The following is a 22,731-nucleotide window of genomic DNA, read 5'->3' as shown; positions in this document are numbered from 1 at the left end:
ACATATTAGGAGAAGTAAAATGAATCAAAGTCCATTATTAGAAAAACTTGATAGAACTTTATCACCAATAGGGGCAAAGGTTGGAAATCAGAGACACTTAAAAGCAGTGTCAGAAGGTATGATGATGACTTTACCGCTAATAGTTATAGGTTCAATATTTTTAATATTAGCTAATCCTCCAATAAATGTAGACCTGGTAGATCCAGCTACAGCTAATATCTTCGTAAAATTCTTGTTAAATTGGAAAGAATTTGCAGTTAATAACTATTCAATGTTAACTACACCATTTGATATGACGATGGGGATAGTTGGTATGATGTCAGCATTTACTATATCTTACTTCCTAGCTGGTGAGTATAAGATGAAAGCTCCAATATGTGGATTAATATCTACAGCAGTATTTTTAATGGTATCAGCGCCTGTAAGTGAAGGAGCAATGCCTACATCATTTTTAGGAGCTGATGGTTTATTCGTAGCAATAATAATAGCTTTATCTACAGTAGAGATAACTAGATTTGTAGAGAATAAAGGATGGCAATTTAAGTTCCCAGATAGTGTACCACCTGCAGTAACTGCTTTTGTTAATTCATTAGTACCATTATTACTTAATATAATAGTGATTTATGGAATAAATATACTTATAGTAAGTAATATGGGAGTAAATCTTCCACAAGCAATAATGAAGATATTAACACCAGCACTATCAGTAGTTGATAACGTATGGGGTTACATTTTAATAATAACTCTCAGTAATATATTATGGATACTAGGTGTAAATGGAACAAGTATAATATTCCCTATAGTATTCTCATTAGGTATTGCTAATACAGGTATAAATGCAGATTTAGTAGCAGCAGGTCAAGACCCAAATGTATATATGAACTTACAGATGTTTAGATTTGCAATACTAGGTGGAGCAGGAAATACTTTAGGTCTTATATTATTAATGATGAGAAGTAAGTCTTCTCACTTAAAAACTTTAGGTAGATTAGGTATAGTTCCAGCAATGTGCGGAATAAATGAACCAATTATATTTGGTACTCCAATAGTGTTTAACCCAATACTAGCAATACCATTTATAGTAACACCAATAATTACTGTGTTACTTGGATATTTTGCACAAGTACTTGGATTTATAACTCCTGGATATATGGTTGATCCATCATTTATACCATTCTTTGCTCAAGCATACTTCTCATCTATGGACTTTAAGAATGTTATATTTGTATTCTTACTAGTGGTTATGAGTGTGGCAACTTACTACCCATTCTTCAAGGTATATGAAAAGAATATGTTACTTCAAGAAAATGGTATGTCAGAAGATAACATAGCTTAATATAAAAAATAATAACTTAAATATATAAAAGGATACATTTAATTAGTGAAGGCTATTTAGATGTATTCTTATTTTGTTGTTTTGAGAAATGATTAATTATAATTAATAATAAATATAATATATGATTTGTTGATAATACAAAGGCGTTTGTTGAATAATGCGAATAAATTAATTATAATTAATAAAAAATACTTACCTTTAAATATGTTAATATGATATGATTATATAGTAAAATAATATATTATTACAAAATATTAAATTTAATTAATTATAAATGAAAATTTAGAATTTGTATGGTGATTTAAAGATGGGGTTACAAATATACAAATAAAAGAATCTAATAAGCTAATAAATAGATTTAAGTTAAACTAAGGAAATGATTTGGAAACATCTGCAAAACGTTTTCTAGAGTTGTTTAAGATAAGGTCATTATTATTTAAATAAAACAGAGGAGAGTATGAGTATGAATGTAAAATTATATCTAAATAAAAAAGATCAAGTATCTAAATTTGCAATAGAAGAATTAAAGGATTATCTGAAGAGGATCGATAGTGCAAGTGAAATTTTAGTCACAGAAAAAGAAGAAGAAGCATCTATACTGTTGATTATAAATGATAAATTGAATGAAGAAGTAGATGAGAACGTACTAGATGAAGTAATAGATATAAAAATAAAAGATGGTAAAGGTAGTATTTCAGGAAATAATTCAAGGGCGTTATTGCTTGCAGTATATAGATTTTTAGATGAAATTGGATGTAAGTTTTTAAGACCTGGAAAGAAACATGAATGGATACCTAGTGTAAATTTAGATAAAGTATCAGTTGAATTATTAGAAAATCCTTCATTTAGACATCGTGGAGTCTGTATAGAAGGATCAAACTCTGTTGAGAATATCTTTGACTTTATTGATTGGCTACCTAAGGTAGGATTTAATAGTTTCTTTATACAATTTGAAAATCCATATTCATTTTTAAAAAGATGGTACGAGCATGAATTTAACCCATATATGAAAAAAGAACCTTTTAGTACTGAAATAGCTCAGAAAATGAGTGATAAAATTGATAAGGAAATAGAAAAAAGGAATTTACTTCATCATAGAGTTGGGCATGGATGGACAAGTGAAACATTAGGATATTCTTCGAAATATGGATGGGAGACCGGGGTAGAACTAACAGAAGAGAGTAGAGAATATGCAGCTGAGCTTAGTGGTAAAAGAGACTTGTTCAATCAAGCACCTATTTTAACTAGTTTATGTTTTTCTAATCAAAAAGTAATGGAAAAAATGACTGATGTTATTGTTGACTATGCAAAAGAGCATAAAAGTGTTGATTATCTACATGTTTGGTTATCGGATGCAAGAAATAATATTTGTGAATGCTCTGAGTGTCAAAAGGAGATTCCTGCTGATCAATATGTACAGTTATTAAATTTATTAGATGAAAAATTACAGAGAGAAAACTTAAACACTAAAATATGTTTCTTACTGTATCATGAATTATTGTTTGCACCATTACATGAGAAAATAAATAATCCGGATAGATATGTAATGATGTTTGCGCCTATTACACGTACATTTGAAAAGAGTTATGCTGATGTGGACTACAAAAATGATATATTAAAAACACCTAAGTATATACGTAATCAAGTAGTATTGCCTAACTCTCTAGAAGAGAACTTAAGTTATTTATTTGAATGGAAAAACTCATTTAATGGAGATAGTTTTGTATATGACTATCCTTTAGGAAGAGCGCATTATGGAGATATGGGCTATATTGCAATAAGTAAAGTGATTTATAGAGATATTCAGTATCTAAATAATTTAGGTCTAAATGGCTATATTAGTTGTCAAGAATTAAGGGCAGGTTTTCCTCATAACTTCCCTAACTATGTAATGGGAAAAATGTTATGGAATAAAACTATAGATTATAATGAATTAAAAAAAGATTACTTCCAGGCAGCATATGGACCTAATTGGGAGAGTGTATATAGATATTTAGAAAAATTATCTAATTTATCAAGTTGTGACTACTTTAACTCAATAGGAGATAGAATTAATTCAAAAATGGATTTTAATTATAGAGTTGTGGGAGAGATTTGCAAAGAGTTTTTACCAGAAATAAAAAGAAATATTATAGATTCAGAAGGTATTCAAAATGAATTTTGGGAAGTGCTGGCTTACCATAGAGAATACAGTGTGAAGATATCTGAAGGATTATCATATCTTTGCTGTGGTAAAAAACAAGAAGCTCAAGATGTGTGGGAAGAACTATTAAATTTTATTCGTATAAATGAAAAGACTTATCAGTCATACCTTGATGTTTATAGATTAATAGAGGTTGCTAAGAATTATGCTGGATTTTTACTAAAAGAATAATTGTTAAGTAGAAGGTTAATTTAATAAAAAGTATTTAAAAAACCTGTATAGGATTATTCCTGCAGGTTTTGTTTATTTATACATAGTATTATATAAAAATTTATAGTACTATGTATAAATAGGTTGATGAGAAAAATATTAAAAAATACTTACTGGAAATAAACTATCAAAAATAATTTATAAAAAGATGAGGAGATTATTATGAATATACTTATTACAAATGATGATGGAATAAGGGCAGACGGTATAATTGAATTAGCAAAAGAAATATCAACTATAGCAAATGTATACGTAGTTGCACCGGAGAGTCAAAGAAGTGCAACTGGACATGCTATAACTATACACAGCCCAATAATGATTAATGATGAATACATAGATGATAAGATAAAAGCCTACTCAATATCTGGTACTCCAGCAGATTGTGTAAAGGTTGGAATAGAAGCGCTATTTAAAGATATAGATATTGATTTAGTATTAAGTGGAATAAACAATGGCCCAAACCTAGGGACAGATGTAGTTTATTCTGGAACAGCTTCAGCTGCAATAGAAGGTCTTATTCAAAATAAACCTTCAATAGCTATATCATATGATCAGTTTAATATAGGAAAAGAAGTATATAGAGAATCAGCTAGATATGTTGTAAGTCTAATAAATAGTATAAAGAACAAGTTAGAACTATTAGAGGATTGTATATTAAATGTAAATATACCAAAGGGTGAAGTAAAAGGATTTAAGATAACTAAACTAGGTGATAGAAAGTATGATAATGTAGTTGATGAGAGATTAAGCCCTTATGGAAAAAAATATATTTGGATAGGTGGAGATGTAAAAGAGCTAGATCAGGATGAAGACAGTGATATAGTAGCAGTTAATAATGGATATATATCTATAACTCCTGTTAATATAGAGATGACAAACTTAAGAAAGATTGATAAATTAAAAGAGATAGATTTATAAAAAAATACCAGCAAATTATGCTGGTATTTTTTATGTATTTTAATAGGTTAATTATATTTCTGAATATGGGAATGTATCAAAATACCAAAATAATTCGTTTTCTAGTACATACCCTTTTCTTAATTTATTATCAAAGCGATAATCTTTAAAATAATCGTCTACAGAATCATAGAACTCAACCATTTTATCCAAAGAATAGGAGTTGAGCACCTCATTCATTAGTTTGATAAAATTATTTGGAAGTTTACTACATGTATTTAATTCTTTGTATAAGTTTTTTATGCAAGGAAAGAGTACATCATTATATGCTAAAACTAAACGACAAGCATAGAAAATAGTATCATATATACATTTGTTAATCAGTAGTGTATTATCTAAGTCATCATCTGCACTATATCTACAGCTCTTCATCAATGAATAAAACTTACGGATATTCTCACTCTTTTCTTTTTCTGAGGTATGTGATTTATACTGGAGTAAATCCTCAATATCACTATCTATAGAATAAATTAACTTTGAGTAATATAATGTGCTTTTTATACTTTCATTACCATATTTCCAGACCTTAGATAAAAAATCTTTAGGGATAATTTTACCATCAATCTCGATATTAAATTCTTCAGAATCAAAATCTGTTCCCCAGAAGTAATTTTTATGTAATTTTTCATTATTAAATCTTTTATCTGTAACGACAACAAAAACATCAATATCAGATTGGTCTGTTTCAGTTCCCTTTGCTAAGGAACCACATAAAATTAGGCCTAAGATGCTGTTATCTGTTGATACATATTTTATTAATTTTTTTATAGCATTTTCTTGAGTTATATTCATATGACCCCCCTATAATAATTTAAAAAAATTACCAATTCTATCTATTATGTAACTAGCAAGCTCCATTATGTTACTTTACTTTTTAATTTATAATTATATAATATCATAATATGAGATTATAAAAATATATTTGGAGTATACTAGTGTCAATATTATCTTTAGGCATAAGTTTATCATAGTAACTATAATTATTGGCTTATAATTACTAATTTTATATTTATTACTATTCATAATAACAAGCCTTTAAGATGAAAATATATATGATTAAAAAATCATTTTAGGAGGCATCATAAATGAGAAAAGGACTAATACCAATAGCTTTAGGAACACTTGTTACAACAACAGGATTACTTGTTGATTCAAACCAAAGCAAGTCACACATGTGTAGAAGAAATGACTATACAAGTTTAGTAGGAACATTCCTTATAGGGTTAGGCGCAGCTCATATACTTTTAGGTGGTATAGATTTTGTAAAAGATGATATGTAACAAAATGTAGTGATTATATAAATGTATATATAAAATCCAATAAAATTAGTTATCTACGTTATACAAGGTCAATCTAATAACCTGTTATAACGTAGATTTTTTTATCAATTGATAGTTATACTAGATATATGCTATATATTTCAAACCGAGTGTATCTATGATATAATCTAACTTAATTTATAAGACTACGAAAGGAATGCATAAATGGAGTTAGAAAAATTAATTAATACTCATTTTGAGCTACTAACAGAAAATGATTTATTCATATGGAAATATATAAAAAATAACATTGAAAAGTGCTGCGAATTATCGTGTGAAGAGTTAGCAAAAGAATGTAGTGTATCAAGAGCTACAATACTAAGATTTTCTCGTAAGATATCTCTTAGTAGTTTTGCAGACTTAAAGCTTTATATAAAAATGTATCATCAGAGCATAGAATCTCAAGATAGTAAAAGTTTAGATTACATATGCGAAAACTATCATAAATTAATAGATAAATTTAAGAAAAAAGACTTTTATTCTGTATGTGAAAAAATACAAAAGGCTGAACGGATTTTCATATTTGGAACAGGAAATGCTCAAAAGGCTGAAGCCAATGAATTAAAGAGGGTATTTCTTACAGTAGGTAAGTGTTTTTATGAATTATTCGATATAGGGGAGTTAATGTTAATATCAGATACTTTTACGGATAAAGATTTAATGTTTATTATATCATTGTCTGGTGAAACTGAAAGTGCTTTAGAAATTGCTAAACATCTCAAGTGTAGTAATGTGCCTACTATTTCATTAACAAGACTAAAAAATAATTCACTAGCACGGATTTGTGATGAAAACTTATACGTTGGTACTACATTTATGCAGGGAGCTAATAATTTAAACTATGAGACAACAACCTTATTTTTTATTTTAATAGAGATATTATTTATTAAGTATATGGATTATGTGAGGGGAAGTACGATATGAGACTTGAAGAACTTGTAAATAAGTATTACCAAAAGCTTAACTCAAATGATTTATACATATGGTCATTTATTAGGGATAACAAAGATGTATGCTTTAACTATACAATAGATGAGTTTGCTAGCTTTTGTAATGTGTCTAATGCCACACTATTTAGGTTTTCACAGAAACTTTCTCTTAATGGATTTAGTGAACTTAGATCTAGAATAAAGTGGGAGTATGATGAAAAAGAAAACTCACCTATAAGTTCTTTAGAGACTGTGTGTGAGTGTTATCATACTTTGATTGAAGATATGAAAAATAAAGATTGTGATAGTATATTTAATTTAATAGATAATGCAAAAAGGGTATTTATATATGGGAGTGGAAATGCTCAAAAGACTGTAGCTGAGGAGCTTAAAAGGATATTTCTCTCTACTAAAAAATGTTTTTATGTTATAAGTGGTTCGGATATTGCTAACAGCTTGGTAAATATTGTAGGTGAAAATGATTTGATAATAGTTATTTCTCTTTCAGGAGAGTCATCAAATGTTATTAATATGTCGAGGAAGCTAAAGTTAAAAAATGTACCCATGATTTCTATAACAAGATTAAAAAACAATGAACTTGCATTATTAAGTGATGAGAGTCTATATATTAATACAACATCTCTTAATATTGATTCTGTATTTAAATATGAAACAACAACACCATATTTTATTTTAATTGAAATTCTATTTTTAAAGTATCAAATATATTTAAGCAAAGTATGAGAGTAACTCATACTTTTTATGTTATAAAACCATATCTAACATATTAATTTTATAAAAAAGGACTTACTACAACATAGTAAGTCCTTGATATATCTTTTATAGTATTAGTTTAATAGTAAACTATAACTTAGGTAGTTCATCATAGTGAGATATAACCTTATTTACAATACCATAATCAACAGCTTCACCAGCATTTAACCAATAATTTCTATCTGTATCATTTTCAACTTTTTCTAATGGTTGACCAGTAGCATTGCTAATTATGCAATTAATTCTTTTACGAACCCTTACTATTTCTTTTGCTTCAATACCTATATCTGTAGCTTGACCGCTACATCCACCTAGAGGTTGATGTATCATATATCTAGTGTTAGGTAATGAGTATCTATCTTCTTTGTCAGCAGCAAGGTAGATTGTAATACCTGCGCTCGCAACCCAACCTGTTCCAATTACAATAACGCGTGGCTTTACAAACTTAATCATATCATGGATAGTATCTCCCGCTTCAACATGACCACCTTGACTATTTATAAATAATTTTATAGGTTGATCATTCATTTCTTGAAGTACTAAAAGCTGTGTAGTTACCTTTTCAGCTAGTGCTTGATTTATCTCTCCAGATATAATTATTGATCTTGACTCTAATAATTTTTCTAGTGCAATACTAGAAGCTTCCTTTTCTTTTTCTTGTTTCTCCCCTTGGTAGTTCATAATATATTTTCCCCCATAAATTTAATATATTTTGATGTTATAAAAGTAATTGTACTTTATTTTATAATTATAGCACAAGTGAATCTTTTTATTTTACATGAACATATTTTCATTTCGTGAAAATCTGTGCTATTTCTACACATAATTTCTAAATTATGTACATCTATTGTAACCATTTTCCTATGCTGATAATATATGCCTATAACATATTTAAAATAAAACAGGAGGTTGAATGGACAAAAAAATTATATTTTTCGATATAGATGGAACACTAAGTGATCCTGTTTATGGAGTGCTAGACTCAACTATTGAATCTATACAGAAGCTAAAGGAGAATAAGCATCTAGTATTTATTAGTACTGGTAGGACTAAAAATACAATACAAGACGATGTATTATCTTTAGGATTTGATGGTATTATTGCTGGTGGAGGGTGCCATATTGAGTATAATGATGAGATTATACTTGAGAACTACATACCTGCAAAACTTTTAAAAGGTGTAGTTAGATTTCTTAATGAAAATAATATCTACTATAGTTTAGAGGGTAGGGATAGTGTATTTATGACTGAAGAGATGACTAAGTATCTTTTAAATAATGTTAATTTACTTAAGAAAAAACAAAACTCTGAGATGAAAAAATTAATTAGTAATAGAGAGAAAATAACATATGAAAGTAATATAAATGATTTGGATATAGATTCAGATTTGATAAGCAAGATATGTTTTGTATCTGAAGATTCTTCACAAGTTGATTTTATAAGAGAGTTTGTAGGAAATGATTTTCAGGTAATTGCTCATGAAGCACCAGATAAAAGTGTTTACAATGCTGAAGTTGTTTTAAGAGGATACAATAAAGGATTTGCTGCAAGAAAAATATGTGAATACTTAAACATTAGTACTAAAAATACCATAGCTTTTGGTGATAGTATGAATGATTTAGATTTATTAGATGCTGTTAATTATGGTGTAGCTATGGGAAACTCTATAGATGCACTTAAAGAAAAAGCTAAATCGGTTTGCGAATGTGCAGATGATGATGGTATATATAAAGAACTGTTACGAATTAAGTTAATTTAGTAATGTTTGATTATAGGGCATAAAAGTTAAGTTTATATTTTTAGAAACTAACTTTAAAAATGAATTTATTTGAAAAATTATGGGGGTTAATATGATTAAAAAGTGGTGGCAAAAAGAAGTTATATACCAAATATACCCTAAGAGTTTTTATGATTCTAATGGTGATGGTGTTGGTGATATAAAAGGAATTACAGCTAAGCTAGATTATTTGAAAAATCTAGGGATTACAATGCTTTGGATATGTCCAATATACAAATCTCCAATGGATGATAATGGATATGATATATCTGATTACTTTAGCTTAAATCCTGAGTTTGGAACTATAAAAGATCTAGAAGCATTAATAGAAGAAGGTAAAAAAAGAGATATAAAAATAATCTTAGATCTAGTAATAAATCATACTTCAGATGAACATCCTTGGTTTGTAGATGCAATAAATAGTGAGGATAGTCAGTATAAAGATTATTATATATTTAAAGAAGGAAAAGAAAATCAACCACCTACAAACTGGAGATCAATCTTTGGTGGCTCTGCTTGGGAAAAGCTTGAGAATAAAGATGAATATTACCTACATGTATTTGGCAAAAAGCAACCTGACTTAAACTGGGAAAATGAAAAAGTTAGAAATGATATTTACGATATGGTAAACTATTGGCTAGACAAAGGTATATCAGGATTTAGAGTTGATGCTATTACTTTTATAAAAAAAGACCAGAGGTATCAAAGTATTGATCCTGATGGTGTAGATGAATTAGCTAAGGTTACTAAGACTACTAGAAACCAAGATGGTATAGATAAATTTTTACTTGAGTTAAAAGAAAAGACTTTTGATAAGTACGATTGCATAACTGTTGGAGAAGCTCCTGGTGTTCCTTATGATCAACTAGAAGACTTCATAGGAAAAAATGGATATTTCTCTATGATATTTGACTTTAAATATGCAGATCTTGATGTTGAGTCAGGAAACGAGTGGTTTAAGAGAACAAATTGGGATGTTAAAGAATTTAGAGATCTAATGTTTAACAGTCAGTTAGCGATACAAAAAGTAGGTTGGGGAGCAAACTTCTTAGAAAATCACGACCAACCAAGATCTATTAGTAAGTATTTAAAAGAAGAGGATGTAAATTATTATTCAACTACAATGCTTGGTGGATTATACTTCTTCCTTAGAGGAACACCTTTTATATATCAAGGTCAAGAAATTGGTATGACAAACTTTAAGAGAAGTTCAATAGAAGAGTTTAATGATTTATCAAGTATAGATCAATATTATCGTTCTATGGAAGAAGGATTTACTGAAAAAGAGGCAATGGAATTTGTTAATTTAAGAAGTAGAGACAATGGACGTACTCCTATGCACTGGGATGAAAGCGATAATGCAGGATTTACTACAGGTAAGCCGTGGTTAAAAACTATTGAAAACTACAAGGAAATAAATGTTAAGTCTCAGGAGAATAAAGAAGGTTCTATATTAGAATTTTATAAAAAGCTTATAGATACTCGCCAAAATGGAAAATACTCTGATTGTTTAATATATGGTGATATAAAACCAATAGAGGTTAATAGTGATACTATAGTAGCTTATGAAAGATTTTACGAAAAGCAAAAGGTATTATGTTTATTCAACTTCTCAACTAAGGTACAGAGTGTAGAGCTTAAAGAAGAAAATTATGAATTGCTCTTAAATAACTATGATGGTAATACTATAAATGATTTTGTCAACCTAAGACCATTTGAAGCTTTACTAATAGGTAAATAAAAAAGTATAAGATATAGATATTAGTTATTAAAAGACAAGACATTAAAAAATTAGGATTACAGTTTTATAAAATCTACTGTAATCCTGAAGACATAAATTTAAAATAGGGGGCTGAATTATGGAAAATAAATATAAAAAAATTGCACAAGATATATTAGCTTGTATCGGGGGTAAGGAAAATGTTATCTCGCTAGCCCACTGTGCAACAAGACTTCGATTTATTGTTAAAGATAAAGATATTATAGTTAAAGAAAAAGCTGAAGAAGTAGAAAATGTAAAAGGCGTATTTTTCACTTCTGGTCAGTATCAAATAATTCTTGGAACTGGTATAGTAAACAAGGTATATGCCGAGCTAGAAAAGCTTGGTGTATCAGTTTCTACTAAAGATGAGCAAAAGGAAGTAGTGCAAAAAGAGACTAATAAGTTAAAGAGAGCTATGAGAGTATTAGCTGACGTATTTGTACCAATTATACCTGTAATAGGTGCCACTGGTTTATTTTTAGGATTAAAAGGTGTGATATTCAATGATATGGTATTATCATTATTTGGATTATCAGCTGCAAATATACCTCCATACTTTATGACTTTAGTCTCAGTACTAACTGATACAGCATTTGCTTTTTTACCTGCTTTGATATGTTGGTCTGCGTTTAAGGTATTTGGTGGTATGCCTATAATTGGGTTTGTACTGGGGTTAATGCTTGTATCTCCTGCACTACCAAATGCATATGATGTTGCTAATCCAAGTAGCGGAGTAGATCCTATTATGGCATTTGGTTTTATACCTATTGTTGGGTATCAGGGAAGTGTATTAACAGCTCTTATAACAGGATGCCTGGGTGCAAACTTGGAGAAGAAGCTTAGAAAGATTATGCCTGATGTACTTGATTTAATGTTTACTCCATTCTTTGTTTTATTAATAATGATGGTTGTTTCTTTATTAGTTCTTGGTCCGATACTTCATATAGTTGAGGTTGGTTTAGTTTCTGTTATAGAAAACCTTGTTCATCTTCCATTTGGTATAGGTGGATTTATTATAGGATTTACTTATCCGTTGGCAGTACTTACAGGACTTCATCATACATATTTAATGATAGAAACTTCATTACTTGCTTCTACAGGATTTAATCCAGTTATAACTTTATGTGCTATGTATGCATTTGCTAATGCTGGAACTTGTCTTGCAATTACTATGAAGGCTAAGAAGAAATCTGTTAAGGTGACAGGAGTAAGTGCAACTATATCACAGTTATTAGGAGTAAGTGAACCTGCTTTATTTGGAGTGGTTATGAGATATAACCTAAAGCCAATGTATATAATGCTTTTAGTTTCAAGTATAAGTGGTGGTTTATTATCAATATTTAATGTTCAGTCTAATTCGTATGGACTTGGTGGTGTACCATCTTTGTTAATGTATATATATGACTATAAGCAATTATTCTTATATGCAGCAATTTCATTATTTGCTTTAGTTTCATCATTTGCATTGACTTGTATGTTTGCCATACCAAAGGAAGTTATGAGAGAGGATAGTACTGAAGTCAATGCATAATATAAAAAAGAAGTATGGAAATTTAATTAACAAGAATTAATAGCTAAAAAGGACTATGAACATAAAATCATAATCCTTTTTAGCTATTTATCCAGATATAATTATTGATCTGGAATCTAATAGTTTTCTAGTGCTACACTAGAAGTTTTATTTTATTTTATATTTATTAATATTAATTCACATATATAGTGTATAACTTATTTTCGTGCCAATTAACAAACTTTTCAAAGTCACTGTAAGATAATCCTATAGTACACGTATTTACATTTGGATGAAAACTTACTATATCTGAAGCAGCCACATCTTTATCAATTAGTACTATAACTTCTTTATTAATATCATTTATTAAGCCAAAAGGACTTACAGAACCAGGTTTAAGACCTAGGTATTTATCTAGTCTTTCTTCTGATGCAAATGATAAACTACTACTATTAATTTGTTCAGATAGTGATTTTAGATTTACTCGTTTTGAATCCTCTATTATTACAAGATAGTGAGTATTTCCTTTGTTATTTCTAAGAAATAGATTTTTGCAAAGTGTTCCTGGAATATTAATATTTAGCTTGCTTGCATCCTCTATTGTATATACTGGCTGGTGCTCGTACCTTTTATATTCAATATTCAATGAATCAAGAATATTATAAACTTTTTGTTCGGTTTCGTTAATCAATTTTTACTTCCTCCTATTAAGAATAAACTTAAAATATTTATGTCGTGTATTACAATATCAGCTAATTACTTTTCTTAGATAGCTTTCTATTTTCATACTTAGTCAATTGTACCTATTTTATTGAAAGGAAATGCTCTGAATGCTACTTTACCAACTATATTATCTATGGAAATAGTACCTATACTTGAATCTCTACTATCTTTACTTCCTCCTCTATTATCTCCCATAGTGAATACTTCATTCTTAGGTACTACTAAATCAATATCACCATCTGTAGTTGCACCTTGTAAATAACTTTCATTTAGTTTTTGATTGTTTATGTACACTTCATTACTTTTTATTACTATCTGTTCACCTGGAAGTGCTATTACTCTTTTAACAAGGTTTTTCTTCGAATTATTTTTTTCATTTACTAAATCTGATTTAAAGACTAATACGTCGCCTCTTTCAGGAATATCTTTATTGTAAGCCAATTTATTAACAAATAAATAATCTTTGTTTTCTAAAGTAGGATACATTGATTGTCCATCAACAATTGTAGGTTGAACTACTAAAGTTATCCCAAAAGCAATTACTACAGATACTGCTATGGTTTTAACCCATTCTAATACTTCTTTTGTTATTATTTTAGTCATAATAACCCTCCCTTATTTATGCTATATATTTTAAAAACATATATTTAATTAAAAAATAAATTTAATATTCTAAGATTTAAATTGTAGTCTAATAATATCAAATATTATGAGCTATTTCAACATCAGTGTAACTAAAGACTAACGAGTATACTGCGTATAATATAAATTATAGGGTAATTATTATAGTAATAAACAGATTAAGTTTATTTATATATTTTAATAAAATAACCAAGTAACAAAGGATATTTATTTCAAATGTAATAAACTATTATATAAAGATAAAAACAATCAAAGGAGGGAGAATGTATGCGCTTTTCAATAAGGTATTCTACTATAGGGGATATGCTTAGCCTTTGTAATAAACTAAATATAGGAGAAGCTAATAAGGAGGATATTAGAAAATTACTAAAGCATGATGATTACATATTTGAATTAGAGAGATATGGAAGTAGAGTCACAGAAGATGATTTTGTAGATTACTTTTTAGATATACCTAATTTAGATGAAGATGATATTAAAAATAATGATTTAAAAATTCATCATAGGTATTACAAAGATTTGATAAATAATTTAGACTTTTATATTGGTAAATTTGAGGAATTTAAAAAGCTATTGACTAATGAACTCTTTGAAGAACAAATAAAGATTGCTTTAAAAGGTTTACCAGGTAATATAATACTTCCACAGATTAATTTTATTTTTACGATAGGAATAGGTCAAAGTTTTGGATATGCACATAAAGATGGTACTCATTTTGATTTTTTACAGTTGGCAAAAGACAAATCTATTAGTGAGTTTTGCTCAACTATATCACATGAGGTTCATCATATAGGCGTTAATATTATCCATGATAAAATTGATTTAAATTCTATTTCTCTTGAAGAGTTATTTTATTTATACTTTTCTGGAGAAGGATTGGCAGTAAAGTACTGTAATAACGCTGAGGGTATTATATCAAAGAGTATATATGATGGTCCTAAAAATATTGGACTAGATAGTTATACTTGGAAATATCTTAATGATGATTTTAATAATACCATGATACATTTTAAAGAAATTATTAATGATATTAGACGTGAAAAGATTAAATCTATAGACGACTTAAATAAGGATTGTATGGAGTACTGGATGAATCCTTATATTGAAGGACAAAGTAATGATGATATACCAAAGTTAAAACATTTTAGATATTATAGCTTTGGAAATGAAATTTTTGGAATTATACATGATTGTTTTGGTAAGGATGCAGTTTATAATACTTTAAGTAATTTAAAGACTTTTCCGGCTGTATATAATAAGGCTTTAGATAAGTTAGGGTATGGAGAATTTAAGATATAGGGTATACTTATAATGAATTAATAATTATAAGATTAAGGGGAGAGCAAATTGGTAATAACAACTTTAGTAGAAAATACTACAGTATCAAAAGATTATAAAAGCAAACATGGTTTATGTTTACATATAAAAACAAAAGAGCATAATATATTATTTGATTTAGGTCCAGATGATACGTTTATACATAATGCTAATAAGTTAAATATCAATATAGAAGATGTTGATATTGTAGTTATTTCACATGGTCATAAAGATCATGGTGGTGGACTAAGAGATTTTTTAAAAATAAATAGTAAAGCAAAGGTTTATGTTCACAAAGATGGATTTAAGGATTATTATATATCGGTATTAGGATTTATTAAGTATTATATAGGACTTGATTGTGACTTAGAAAATAATAATAGAATAGTTTTAACAGATGATAAGTTTGAGATAGATAACGGAATAAGTTTGGTTTCGAATATTAGAGATAAGGAATTTATATCTTCTTCTAATAAATCTCTTCTAATGAAAGACGAGAGGATATATATTCAAGATGAATTTAACCATGAGCAAAATCTTATTATTGAGGACGATGGAAAAAATATATTAATAGCAGGGTGTGCTCATAATGGAATAATAAATATAGTGAATAAGGCTGAAGATTCAATAGGTAGTGATATAGACTATGTAATTAGTGGTTTTCATTTGTATAATCCTGTTTCTAAAAAGGGTGAGAGTATTGATTTCATTGATAATTTTGCTGAAGGGCTTTCTAAGTTTGATGCTAAGTTTTACACTTGCCATTGTACAGGAGAAAAACAATTCAATATGTTGTATGAAAAACTCGGAGATAAGATAAACTATTTATCTACAGGACAGAGTTTATATATTTGATAAATATTATAAAGCAATTATTTATAAGCTCAGGCCACTACGTAATTAAATATTATGTAGTGGCCTAATTTATTTAGATGTAAACAATATAAATATTTTTATGCACAAAATCTAGATTTAATTATAAATAACTTGTAAAATAATGGTTAACAAGATTAAGAATTATGATTATTTCTTAAGAAAGGATGAGTGAATATGAAAGATATAATGATTGAAACTAATAGGTTAATTTTACGAAAAATAACTAATGATGATTATAAGGAAATTGCAGATATATTACAAGATATTAATGTAATGTACGCGTGGGAAAAGTCTTTTTCAGATGAAGAGGTACAAAATTGGATAAATCAAAATTTAAAGAGATACGATAACGAGGGATATAGTTACTTCTTAGCTTTAAATAAAGAGGATAATAAAGTGGTAGGAGTTATGGGACCGTTAATTGAAAACATAGAAGGCAAGGAATATATAGGAGTTGCTTACATATTAAATAAAAACTCGTGGGGGTATGGATATGCAAGTGAAGGTGTAAAAGCTTGTATTGACTATGTATTTAATAAATTGGACGTTAAGAAAGTTATAGCAGAGATAAGACCTAATAATGTTGGCTCTTTGAAAGTTGCGAAGAGATTAAATATGAAAATAGAAGGAAGCTTTATTAAAATGTATGATAATAAGGAAATGGAGCATTTGATTTATTCAATTGATAGAGGGGATTACTGCAAAAAATAAAGTAAGTAACTATATAAATTTAAGGGGGAATATTGTTTGAATAAATATACAAAAATAGGAGCAATATTAGCTGGAATTATATTGACATTTCAGTCAGTAGTAATTATTAATATACAGAAGAGGGTTAAGGAATTTGAAAATATTAGTGAAGAAATTAATATGCAGGCATCATCTCTAATAAATGATGTTAGTACTCAAGTGAAGGATGCGATTCATGAAGAGTTAGGAAAATCTTATCTTACTAAGTATGTTAAATTCAATGTAAATAAGATAGAGAAAGACAGATATATATTGGATGTAAGAGTAGAGATGAGCAAGGTAAGTAAAGATTCTAATGTTTATTTTATGTATAAGGATATTAAAGATGATACTTGGGAAGAAGAATTATTAACTGAAGAAAATAATTTAACGTATACTACTCAGTTTGATTATAAAATTAGTAGTGAATATGAATATAAAGTAGTGTTAAAAGGAGATATTTCAGAAAGTGGAGATATAGCTCAAATAGATAAGTATGATTTTATTCCATACCCACCATCTATTTCTTATGGAGAAAGTATAGAGAATGGAGAACATCTTATTTTAGGAATAAGACAGAATAAATATGATACAGATATGAATGATGAAATATATGAAGAGATAGAATCTGTTGATATGATACTTAATATAGATGGTAAAGAAAAATCTTATAAGTGTAAACATAGTATAGAAGATATTACTTATGAAGATAAGAGTACTATAAAAGAAGACGTTTTTGAGGTCAAGATTCCTAAAAAAGACTATAAAGATAAACTAGAAAATATGAAGATGAAAATTATTTATAAAAATGGACTGTTAGATATAAAGGATATCACTAGTGAGGTTGAAAATTCGTATATAAATTAATGGTTATTTGTTAGAAATAAATAATCAAAAAAGGATTTATTCTAAAATATAATATTTTAGAAATACAGTTTATTAACACTTTTACTTACTTTTTATTGTAATATAAATAGATAAGTGTTACTATTAATAGCATAAATACGGAGGTGATTAGGTAAAATGAACAATTAATCTTATTCAAAAGTTAAAGATAGTTAAAAAGTTCTAAAAAAGCATTTTTATATGCTTTATTAATAGAACATAAAACTACTTTAAATTAAGGATAGGATTAGATGTTATAGTAATCACAATGTATACAAAATGGCTTAATATAGCTTTATTTGTGTTGCTTGAATACTTATTAAACAATATCTTTCTTAATTTTAAAGTAGTTATTATTACTTAAATTTAAGGAAGTTTTTTTATGCGAAAAATTTTCTCATGATAGGAGAGGATTATTATATCACAGGTTAATATAAATAAATTAAGTTTTCAATATGATACACACGGTGAAGATATATTTAAAGATGTGTCATTTTGTATAGATACACAATGGAAATTAGGACTGATAGGTCGTAATGGTAGAGGAAAAACAACTTTTTTAAAACTTCTTATGGGAGAATATGAATACAGTGGTAAGATTACAAGTACAGTGAAATTTGAGTATTTTCCTATAAAAGTGGATGATAAAAATCAGGTGGCATTAGAAGTTATACGTCAGTCTATAGCACCTTTTACAATTTGGGAAAAGCAAATGGAAGAGTACCTTAAGATGCCTGATAAAATGGATATGTATGGAGAAATTTTAGATGAATTTATAGATAATGATGGATATACAATTAATGGAATAATAGAAAAAGAAGTACGTAATATGGGGATGGATCCTAATATACTAACCAAAAATTTTGAAACTTTAAGCTGCGGAGAGCAAACTAAATTACTTTTAGTAGGTTTGTTTTTGAGAAAAAATTATTTCTTATTGATTGATGAACCAACAAACCATCTAGATACTGAAGGAAGGGAAAGTGTAGCAAAGTATTTAGCTAGTAAAAAAGGATTTATAGTTGTATCTCATGATAGAGCATTTTTAGATGATGTAATTGACCATGTACTTTCAATTAATAAAGCCAATATAGAAATTCAAAAGGGTAATTTTTCAACTTGGCAATTTAACAAAGATAGACAAGATGAATTTGAAATACTAGAAAATGAAAAGCTACAAAATGATATTTATAGACTTAGGCAAACTGCTAAGCAAAAATCAAATTGGTCTTATAAATTAGAAGCTACTAAGAAAGGAAATGGGCCATGTGATAGAGGATTCATTGGGCATAAAGCAGCAAAAATGATGAAGCGTGCAAAATGTATTGAAGCTAGGCAAAATAAAGCTATTGAAGCTAAATCTAAGCTACTTAAGAACTTAGATGTATCTGAAAAGCTAGATTTATCAATATCAAATAATAAATTAGATGAAGTATTAGAAGTACAAAATCTCAAAATAAACTATGGAGAAGAAGATATTTTTGATGATTTAAGTTTTAATATTAAGCAAGGGGAAAGAGTTTGGTTGCGTGGTAAAAATGGATGCGGAAAGTCTAGTATAATAAAGCTATTAATTGGTGAAGACATACCTCATGAGGGTTATATCAAAAAAACAGATAATATATCTTATATTTCTCAAGAGACTTCTTTTTTAAAAGGAAGTATAGGTGATTTTATTATATATGAAAACGTAAATGAACAGCACTTAAAAAGTACATTATTCAAGCTTGGATTTGATAGTATTCAGTTTGGAAAAAATATAGAAGACTGGAGTGAAGGTCAAAAAAAGAAGTTGCTTATTGCAAGAAGCTTGTGTGACAAAGCAAATCTTTATATTTGGGATGAGCCACTTAACTTTATAGATGTTATTTCACGTATGCAAATAGAAGAGATTATATTGAGTGAGAATCCTACGATTTTATTTGTAGAACATGACACTTCTTTTGGAGAAAAGATAGCTACGAAAACAATAGCACTTTGAAATTATAGGACTCTAGCATCATTGTAAAAAGCCTGGGGATAAACCTCAGGCTCTTAAAAGTAATTTATACCTAATTAAAGTTATATATTATTTTAGAAATTTCTTAACGTACTTTAACTTCTTCTGATTAAATGGAGGGTAAGCAATAGTTATATTTATTTTACTAGATTTTTTTATTATACTTCTTTCATGAGAGAATGTATCAAAACTGTATTTACCATGATATGCCCCCATTCCAGAATTTCCAATTCCACCAAATGGAAGTTTAGGGTTTATTATATGGCTTATTGTATCATTGATAGATACACCACCAGATTGAGTTCTATTTAAAACCTCTACTTCTATATTTTTATCTTCTGCAAATAAATAAAGTGCTAATGGTTTTTCATTTTTATTTATATACTCGATTGCATCATCAATATTTTCATAATCAATAATTGGAAGTATTGGTCCAAACAGTTCTTCTTGCATAGATGCTGCATCAAAAGAGTCTATATCTAAAAGTGTTGGTTCTATATACTTACTATTTTCATCATAATTTCCGCCAAATATTATTTTATCTTTATCTTTTTCTATAACAGACTTTAGTCTATTAAAATGCCTATCATTTATTATACGACCAAAATCGTTGCTTTCTTGTATATTGACTCCATAAAATTCTTTTAAACTATTTTTCATTTCGATAATAAGTTTATCTTTTATATTTTTATCTACAAGAACATAGTCTGGAGCAATACAAGTTTGACCTGCATTCATAGTTTTCCCCCACATTATACGGCTAGCAGCTACATTTATATTGGCAGTTTTATCAACTATTACAGGACTCTTACCTCCAAGTTCCAATGTAACAGGAACTAAATTTTTTGCTGCTGCCTCCATTACTATTTTACCTACTAATACACTACCTGTAAAAAATATATAATCAAATTTAGAATTAATTAAAGAAGTATTAGTTTCTATTGAGCCTTCTAGACAACTTATATAGTTACTATCAAAGGTTTTATCAATAAGCTTTTTTACTATACTTGATACATTAGGCGAAACTTCTGAAGGTTTTAATACTACACAATTTCCAGCTGCAATAGCACCTATAAGAGGTTCCATTAATAATTGGAACGGGTAGTTGTACGGACCCATTATAAGAACTACTCCATATGGTTGCTTAATAACTTCGCTTTTTGTTGGGAATAGATGTATAGGGGTACTTACACGTTTAGGTTTTGACCATTTTTTTATGTTTTTTATTGTATGTTCTATACTTGAAAGTACGAATCCAATTTCTGTTGCATAACTTTCAAATTCGCTTTTACCTAAATCTTTATATAATGCCTCTGTTATTTCATACTCAAAGTTTTTAATAGCATTTTTTAGTTTTTTTAGACTTTCAATTCTAAAGTTTATATTTAGTGTTCTTTGAGCATTAAAAAATACATTATGATTATTTAAAATAATTTCTATATCTTTTTTATTTAATTCATTAATTATCATTTTTAAATTGTTTAACTCCTTAATTATATTTTTATTAGTATTATCAAATATACATATTGATATTGTATAAACTCTAAAATTATTATATCAGAATATATTCCACTATAAAAACAAACAAATATTTATTAATTTAGCTATAATTATCATAATAAAAAATCTTGACAATGGAATTTATAGGACTTATAATTAATTCGTACTCGAACGAACGGAGGAAGAAGAAATGGAAAATGGTTGTATATTTACTGATATAAATAAAATTAGCACTATTTCTAATAAATTTCTTTCAAAGAGAATAAAAGAAGAAAGACTGCCTATATTGCAAAATCATGTTTTGTTATTTTATATACTTCCTAAGGATGGAAGTCCTTTGATTTTTAGTGAAATATCTAGTATATGGCAAATATCAAAATCTTCTTTATCTGATATTATAAATAAATATGAACATTTAGGTTTAATAAATAAATGCGTCTCCGCTGAAGATAAAAGAAGTGTATATGTAAGCTTAAACCCAGATGGGGTACGCATAAAAAATAAGCTTAAAACTATAGAAAATGAAATTTTAAATTTAATGTTAGAGAAATTTGATGAAGATGAAAAATTAATCTTTGAAAAAAATATAAAAAAAGCTTTGATGAATATTGAAAAAGTGCTCTAGGGCATTTTTTTAGAGAAATTAGTTCGTTCACGTACGAATAAGTAAGGTGATATAAAAAGGAGATATTAGTATGAGAAGTACATTACAGGTAATAAAAGATAGAAGGTCTACAAGAAAGTTTAAATCTGAACAAATAAAAGAAGAAGAATTACAGGCTATAATAGAGGCTGGTATATACGCACCAAGTGGTCATAATAAGCAAAGTTGGAATTTTACAGTTATACAAAATAAAGAATTAATAGAAGAGTTAAATATAGAAGCTAAAAGTGTGGCAAAGAACTCTTTGGATGAATTTATGAGAAAAATGGGTAATAACGATAAATTCAATTGTTTTTACGAAGCACCAACAGTTATTTTAGTTTCAGGAGAAAGTAAGGAATCTCTTTCTTTAATAGATTGTTCAGCAGCAACGGAAAATATGCTGATTGCAGCAGAATCATTAGAGATAGGTTCTTGCTGGGCAGAGTTTATCGGTGTATTATTTGATAGTGAAAAAGGAGAAGAATACAAAAGAAAATTAAATATCCCACAAGGATATACACCATATCATGCAGCAGTATTTGGATATAAGGATGTCAAAACTACCAATGCTCCAAAACGAAAAGAAAACTCAGTACAGTATATTAGATAATATATACTAATTTATAAAACAGTATAT

Annotated in this window: 21 protein-coding genes; 16 read left to right on the top strand and 5 right to left on the bottom strand. The window is 28.0% G+C overall.

The features are described 5' to 3' along the window. The first annotated feature begins 19 nt into the window (after window positions 1-19). From CHL78_RS09990 to surE, 3 genes are all read left to right on the top strand, one after another. Window positions 20-1,336 (top strand): PTS sugar transporter subunit IIC, encoded by a 1,317-nt coding sequence (locus CHL78_RS09990; RefSeq protein ID WP_094368350.1) that lies wholly within the window; start codon window positions 20-22, stop codon window positions 1,334-1,336. Window positions 1,337-1,799: 463 nt separating this feature from the next. Beyond that, the gene (locus CHL78_RS09985; RefSeq protein WP_094368349.1) at window positions 1,800-3,710 is read left to right on the top strand and encodes a DUF4838 domain-containing protein; all 1,911 of its coding nucleotides are present in this window, start codon (window positions 1,800-1,802) and stop codon (window positions 3,708-3,710) included. Between the two features lie 201 nt (window positions 3,711-3,911). Beyond that, complete coding sequence (gene surE / locus CHL78_RS09980) at window positions 3,912-4,667, top strand: 5'/3'-nucleotidase SurE (protein WP_094368348.1); 756 nt, start codon at window positions 3,912-3,914, stop codon at window positions 4,665-4,667. Window positions 4,668-4,718: 51 nt separating this feature from the next. Here the strand turns inward: surE and CHL78_RS09975 are convergent, their stop codons facing one another. Continuing rightward, window positions 4,719-5,498 carry a nucleotidyltransferase domain-containing protein gene (locus tag CHL78_RS09975; protein WP_094368347.1) on the bottom strand — a complete coding sequence of 260 codons (780 nt, stop codon included), beginning with the start codon at window positions 5,496-5,498 and terminating at the stop codon, window positions 4,719-4,721. A gap of 293 nt (window positions 5,499-5,791) precedes the next feature. On the opposite strand from CHL78_RS09975, the gene CHL78_RS09970 reads away from it, so the two are divergent. The 3 genes from CHL78_RS09970 to CHL78_RS09960 all read left to right on the top strand — a co-directional run bounded on the left by CHL78_RS09970 (window position 5,792) and on the right by CHL78_RS09960 (window position 7,698). After that, window positions 5,792-5,986: a hypothetical protein gene (locus CHL78_RS09970; protein WP_094368346.1), complete on the top strand. Its 195-nt coding sequence runs from the start codon at window positions 5,792-5,794 to the stop codon at window positions 5,984-5,986. Between the two features lie 204 nt (window positions 5,987-6,190). Next, window positions 6,191-6,949 (top strand): MurR/RpiR family transcriptional regulator, encoded by a 759-nt coding sequence (locus CHL78_RS09965; RefSeq protein ID WP_094368345.1) that lies wholly within the window; start codon window positions 6,191-6,193, stop codon window positions 6,947-6,949. Continuing rightward, on the top strand, window positions 6,946-7,698 hold the full coding sequence (locus CHL78_RS09960) for a MurR/RpiR family transcriptional regulator (RefSeq protein ID WP_094368344.1): 753 nt from the start codon (window positions 6,946-6,948) through the stop codon (window positions 7,696-7,698). The genes CHL78_RS09965 and CHL78_RS09960 overlap by 4 nt, the downstream gene beginning before the upstream one ends. A gap of 120 nt (window positions 7,699-7,818) precedes the next feature. Here the strand turns inward: CHL78_RS09960 and CHL78_RS09955 are convergent, their stop codons facing one another. Next, a complete protein-coding gene (locus CHL78_RS09955) occupies window positions 7,819-8,409 on the bottom strand; it encodes an ATP-dependent Clp protease proteolytic subunit (RefSeq protein WP_094368343.1) in 591 nt (196 codons plus the stop codon). Window positions 8,410-8,641: 232 nt separating this feature from the next. Here CHL78_RS09955 and CHL78_RS09950 point away from each other — a divergent pair, with 232 nt between their 5' ends. The 3 genes from CHL78_RS09950 (at window position 8,642) to CHL78_RS09940 (ending at window position 12,798) form a co-directional block, all read left to right on the top strand. Then, window positions 8,642-9,487: a Cof-type HAD-IIB family hydrolase gene (locus CHL78_RS09950; RefSeq protein ID WP_094368342.1), complete on the top strand. Its 846-nt coding sequence runs from the start codon at window positions 8,642-8,644 to the stop codon at window positions 9,485-9,487. A gap of 91 nt (window positions 9,488-9,578) precedes the next feature. Next, on the top strand, window positions 9,579-11,246 hold the full coding sequence (locus tag CHL78_RS09945; RefSeq protein ID WP_094368341.1) for a glycoside hydrolase family 13 protein: 1,668 nt from the start codon (window positions 9,579-9,581) through the stop codon (window positions 11,244-11,246). Window positions 11,247-11,364: 118 nt separating this feature from the next. Continuing rightward, window positions 11,365-12,798 carry a PTS transporter subunit EIIC gene (locus CHL78_RS09940; protein WP_094368340.1) on the top strand — a complete coding sequence of 478 codons (1,434 nt, stop codon included), beginning with the start codon at window positions 11,365-11,367 and terminating at the stop codon, window positions 12,796-12,798. Between the two features lie 172 nt (window positions 12,799-12,970). On the opposite strand, the gene CHL78_RS09935 is transcribed toward CHL78_RS09940, so the two are convergent. Then, window positions 12,971-13,468, bottom strand: coding sequence for a prolyl-tRNA synthetase associated domain-containing protein (locus CHL78_RS09935; protein WP_330408608.1), 498 nt, complete (start codon window positions 13,466-13,468; stop codon window positions 12,971-12,973). A 98-nt stretch (window positions 13,469-13,566) separates the two neighbouring features. Further along, window positions 13,567-14,103, bottom strand: a complete 537-nt coding sequence (gene lepB / locus CHL78_RS09930; RefSeq protein WP_094368339.1) for a signal peptidase I — start codon at window positions 14,101-14,103, stop codon at window positions 13,567-13,569. A gap of 306 nt (window positions 14,104-14,409) precedes the next feature. On the opposite strand from lepB, the gene CHL78_RS09925 reads away from it, so the two are divergent. From CHL78_RS09925 to abc-f, 5 genes are all read left to right on the top strand, one after another. Further along, a complete protein-coding gene (locus CHL78_RS09925) occupies window positions 14,410-15,441 on the top strand; it encodes a DUF5700 domain-containing putative Zn-dependent protease (protein ID WP_094368338.1) in 1,032 nt (343 codons plus the stop codon). 48 nt (window positions 15,442-15,489) lie between these two features. After that, the gene (locus CHL78_RS09920) at window positions 15,490-16,314 is read left to right on the top strand and encodes an MBL fold metallo-hydrolase (protein WP_094368337.1); all 825 of its coding nucleotides are present in this window, start codon (window positions 15,490-15,492) and stop codon (window positions 16,312-16,314) included. 195 nt (window positions 16,315-16,509) lie between these two features. Further along, window positions 16,510-17,046: a GNAT family N-acetyltransferase gene (locus CHL78_RS09915; RefSeq protein ID WP_094368336.1), complete on the top strand. Its 537-nt coding sequence runs from the start codon at window positions 16,510-16,512 to the stop codon at window positions 17,044-17,046. A gap of 36 nt (window positions 17,047-17,082) precedes the next feature. After that, window positions 17,083-17,931, top strand: coding sequence for a hypothetical protein (locus tag CHL78_RS09910; protein WP_094368335.1), 849 nt, complete (start codon window positions 17,083-17,085; stop codon window positions 17,929-17,931). Between the two features lie 430 nt (window positions 17,932-18,361). Next, window positions 18,362-19,930 carry a ribosomal protection-like ABC-F family protein gene (gene abc-f / locus CHL78_RS09905; RefSeq protein ID WP_330408611.1) on the top strand — a complete coding sequence of 523 codons (1,569 nt, stop codon included), beginning with the start codon at window positions 18,362-18,364 and terminating at the stop codon, window positions 19,928-19,930. 87 nt (window positions 19,931-20,017) lie between these two features. Here the strand turns inward: abc-f and CHL78_RS09900 are convergent, their stop codons facing one another. After that, on the bottom strand, window positions 20,018-21,418 hold the full coding sequence (locus CHL78_RS09900; protein ID WP_094368333.1) for an aldehyde dehydrogenase: 1,401 nt from the start codon (window positions 21,416-21,418) through the stop codon (window positions 20,018-20,020). 220 nt (window positions 21,419-21,638) lie between these two features. On the opposite strand from CHL78_RS09900, the gene CHL78_RS09895 reads away from it, so the two are divergent. Next, window positions 21,639-22,073, top strand: a complete 435-nt coding sequence (locus tag CHL78_RS09895) for a MarR family transcriptional regulator (protein WP_094368332.1) — start codon at window positions 21,639-21,641, stop codon at window positions 22,071-22,073. Window positions 22,074-22,143: 70 nt separating this feature from the next. Then, window positions 22,144-22,704: a nitroreductase family protein gene (locus tag CHL78_RS09890; protein WP_094368331.1), complete on the top strand. Its 561-nt coding sequence runs from the start codon at window positions 22,144-22,146 to the stop codon at window positions 22,702-22,704. Window positions 22,705-22,731: the final 27 nt, after the last annotated feature.

Source organism: Romboutsia weinsteinii (assembly GCF_002250835.2).
Taxonomy (GTDB): domain Bacteria; phylum Bacillota; class Clostridia; order Peptostreptococcales; family Peptostreptococcaceae; genus Romboutsia_A; species Romboutsia_A weinsteinii.
This window is presented reverse-complemented; position numbering and strand designations above follow the sequence as displayed.

What these genes read in the sequence shown, in the direction of transcription:
- CHL78_RS09985 (WP_094368349.1), top strand. Translation starts at nt 1,800, where the DNA reads ATGAATGTAAAATTATATCTAAATAAAAAAGATCAAGTATCTAAATTT.
- CHL78_RS09970 (WP_094368346.1), top strand. Translation starts at nt 5,792, where the DNA reads ATGAGAAAAGGACTAATACCAATAGCTTTAGGAACACTTGTTACAACA.
- CHL78_RS09975 (WP_094368347.1), bottom strand. Translation starts at nt 5,498, where the DNA reads ATGAATATAACTCAAGAAAATGCTATAAAAAAATTAATAAAATATGTA.
- lepB (WP_094368339.1), bottom strand. Translation starts at nt 14,103, where the DNA reads ATGACTAAAATAATAACAAAAGAAGTATTAGAATGGGTTAAAACCATA.
- CHL78_RS09890 (WP_094368331.1), top strand. Translation starts at nt 22,144, where the DNA reads ATGAGAAGTACATTACAGGTAATAAAAGATAGAAGGTCTACAAGAAAG.
- CHL78_RS09915 (WP_094368336.1), top strand. Translation starts at nt 16,510, where the DNA reads ATGAAAGATATAATGATTGAAACTAATAGGTTAATTTTACGAAAAATA.
- surE (WP_094368348.1), top strand. Translation starts at nt 3,912, where the DNA reads ATGAATATACTTATTACAAATGATGATGGAATAAGGGCAGACGGTATA.
- CHL78_RS09895 (WP_094368332.1), top strand. Translation starts at nt 21,639, where the DNA reads ATGGAAAATGGTTGTATATTTACTGATATAAATAAAATTAGCACTATT.
- CHL78_RS09925 (WP_094368338.1), top strand. Translation starts at nt 14,410, where the DNA reads ATGCGCTTTTCAATAAGGTATTCTACTATAGGGGATATGCTTAGCCTT.
- CHL78_RS09945 (WP_094368341.1), top strand. Translation starts at nt 9,579, where the DNA reads ATGATTAAAAAGTGGTGGCAAAAAGAAGTTATATACCAAATATACCCT.
- CHL78_RS09990 (WP_094368350.1), top strand. Translation starts at nt 20, where the DNA reads ATGAATCAAAGTCCATTATTAGAAAAACTTGATAGAACTTTATCACCA.
- CHL78_RS09950 (WP_094368342.1), top strand. Translation starts at nt 8,642, where the DNA reads ATGGACAAAAAAATTATATTTTTCGATATAGATGGAACACTAAGTGAT.
- CHL78_RS09940 (WP_094368340.1), top strand. Translation starts at nt 11,365, where the DNA reads ATGGAAAATAAATATAAAAAAATTGCACAAGATATATTAGCTTGTATC.
- CHL78_RS09960 (WP_094368344.1), top strand. Translation starts at nt 6,946, where the DNA reads ATGAGACTTGAAGAACTTGTAAATAAGTATTACCAAAAGCTTAACTCA.
- CHL78_RS09965 (WP_094368345.1), top strand. Translation starts at nt 6,191, where the DNA reads ATGGAGTTAGAAAAATTAATTAATACTCATTTTGAGCTACTAACAGAA.
- CHL78_RS09955 (WP_094368343.1), bottom strand. Translation starts at nt 8,409, where the DNA reads ATGAACTACCAAGGGGAGAAACAAGAAAAAGAAAAGGAAGCTTCTAGT.
- CHL78_RS09900 (WP_094368333.1), bottom strand. Translation starts at nt 21,418, where the DNA reads ATGATAATTAATGAATTAAATAAAAAAGATATAGAAATTATTTTAAAT.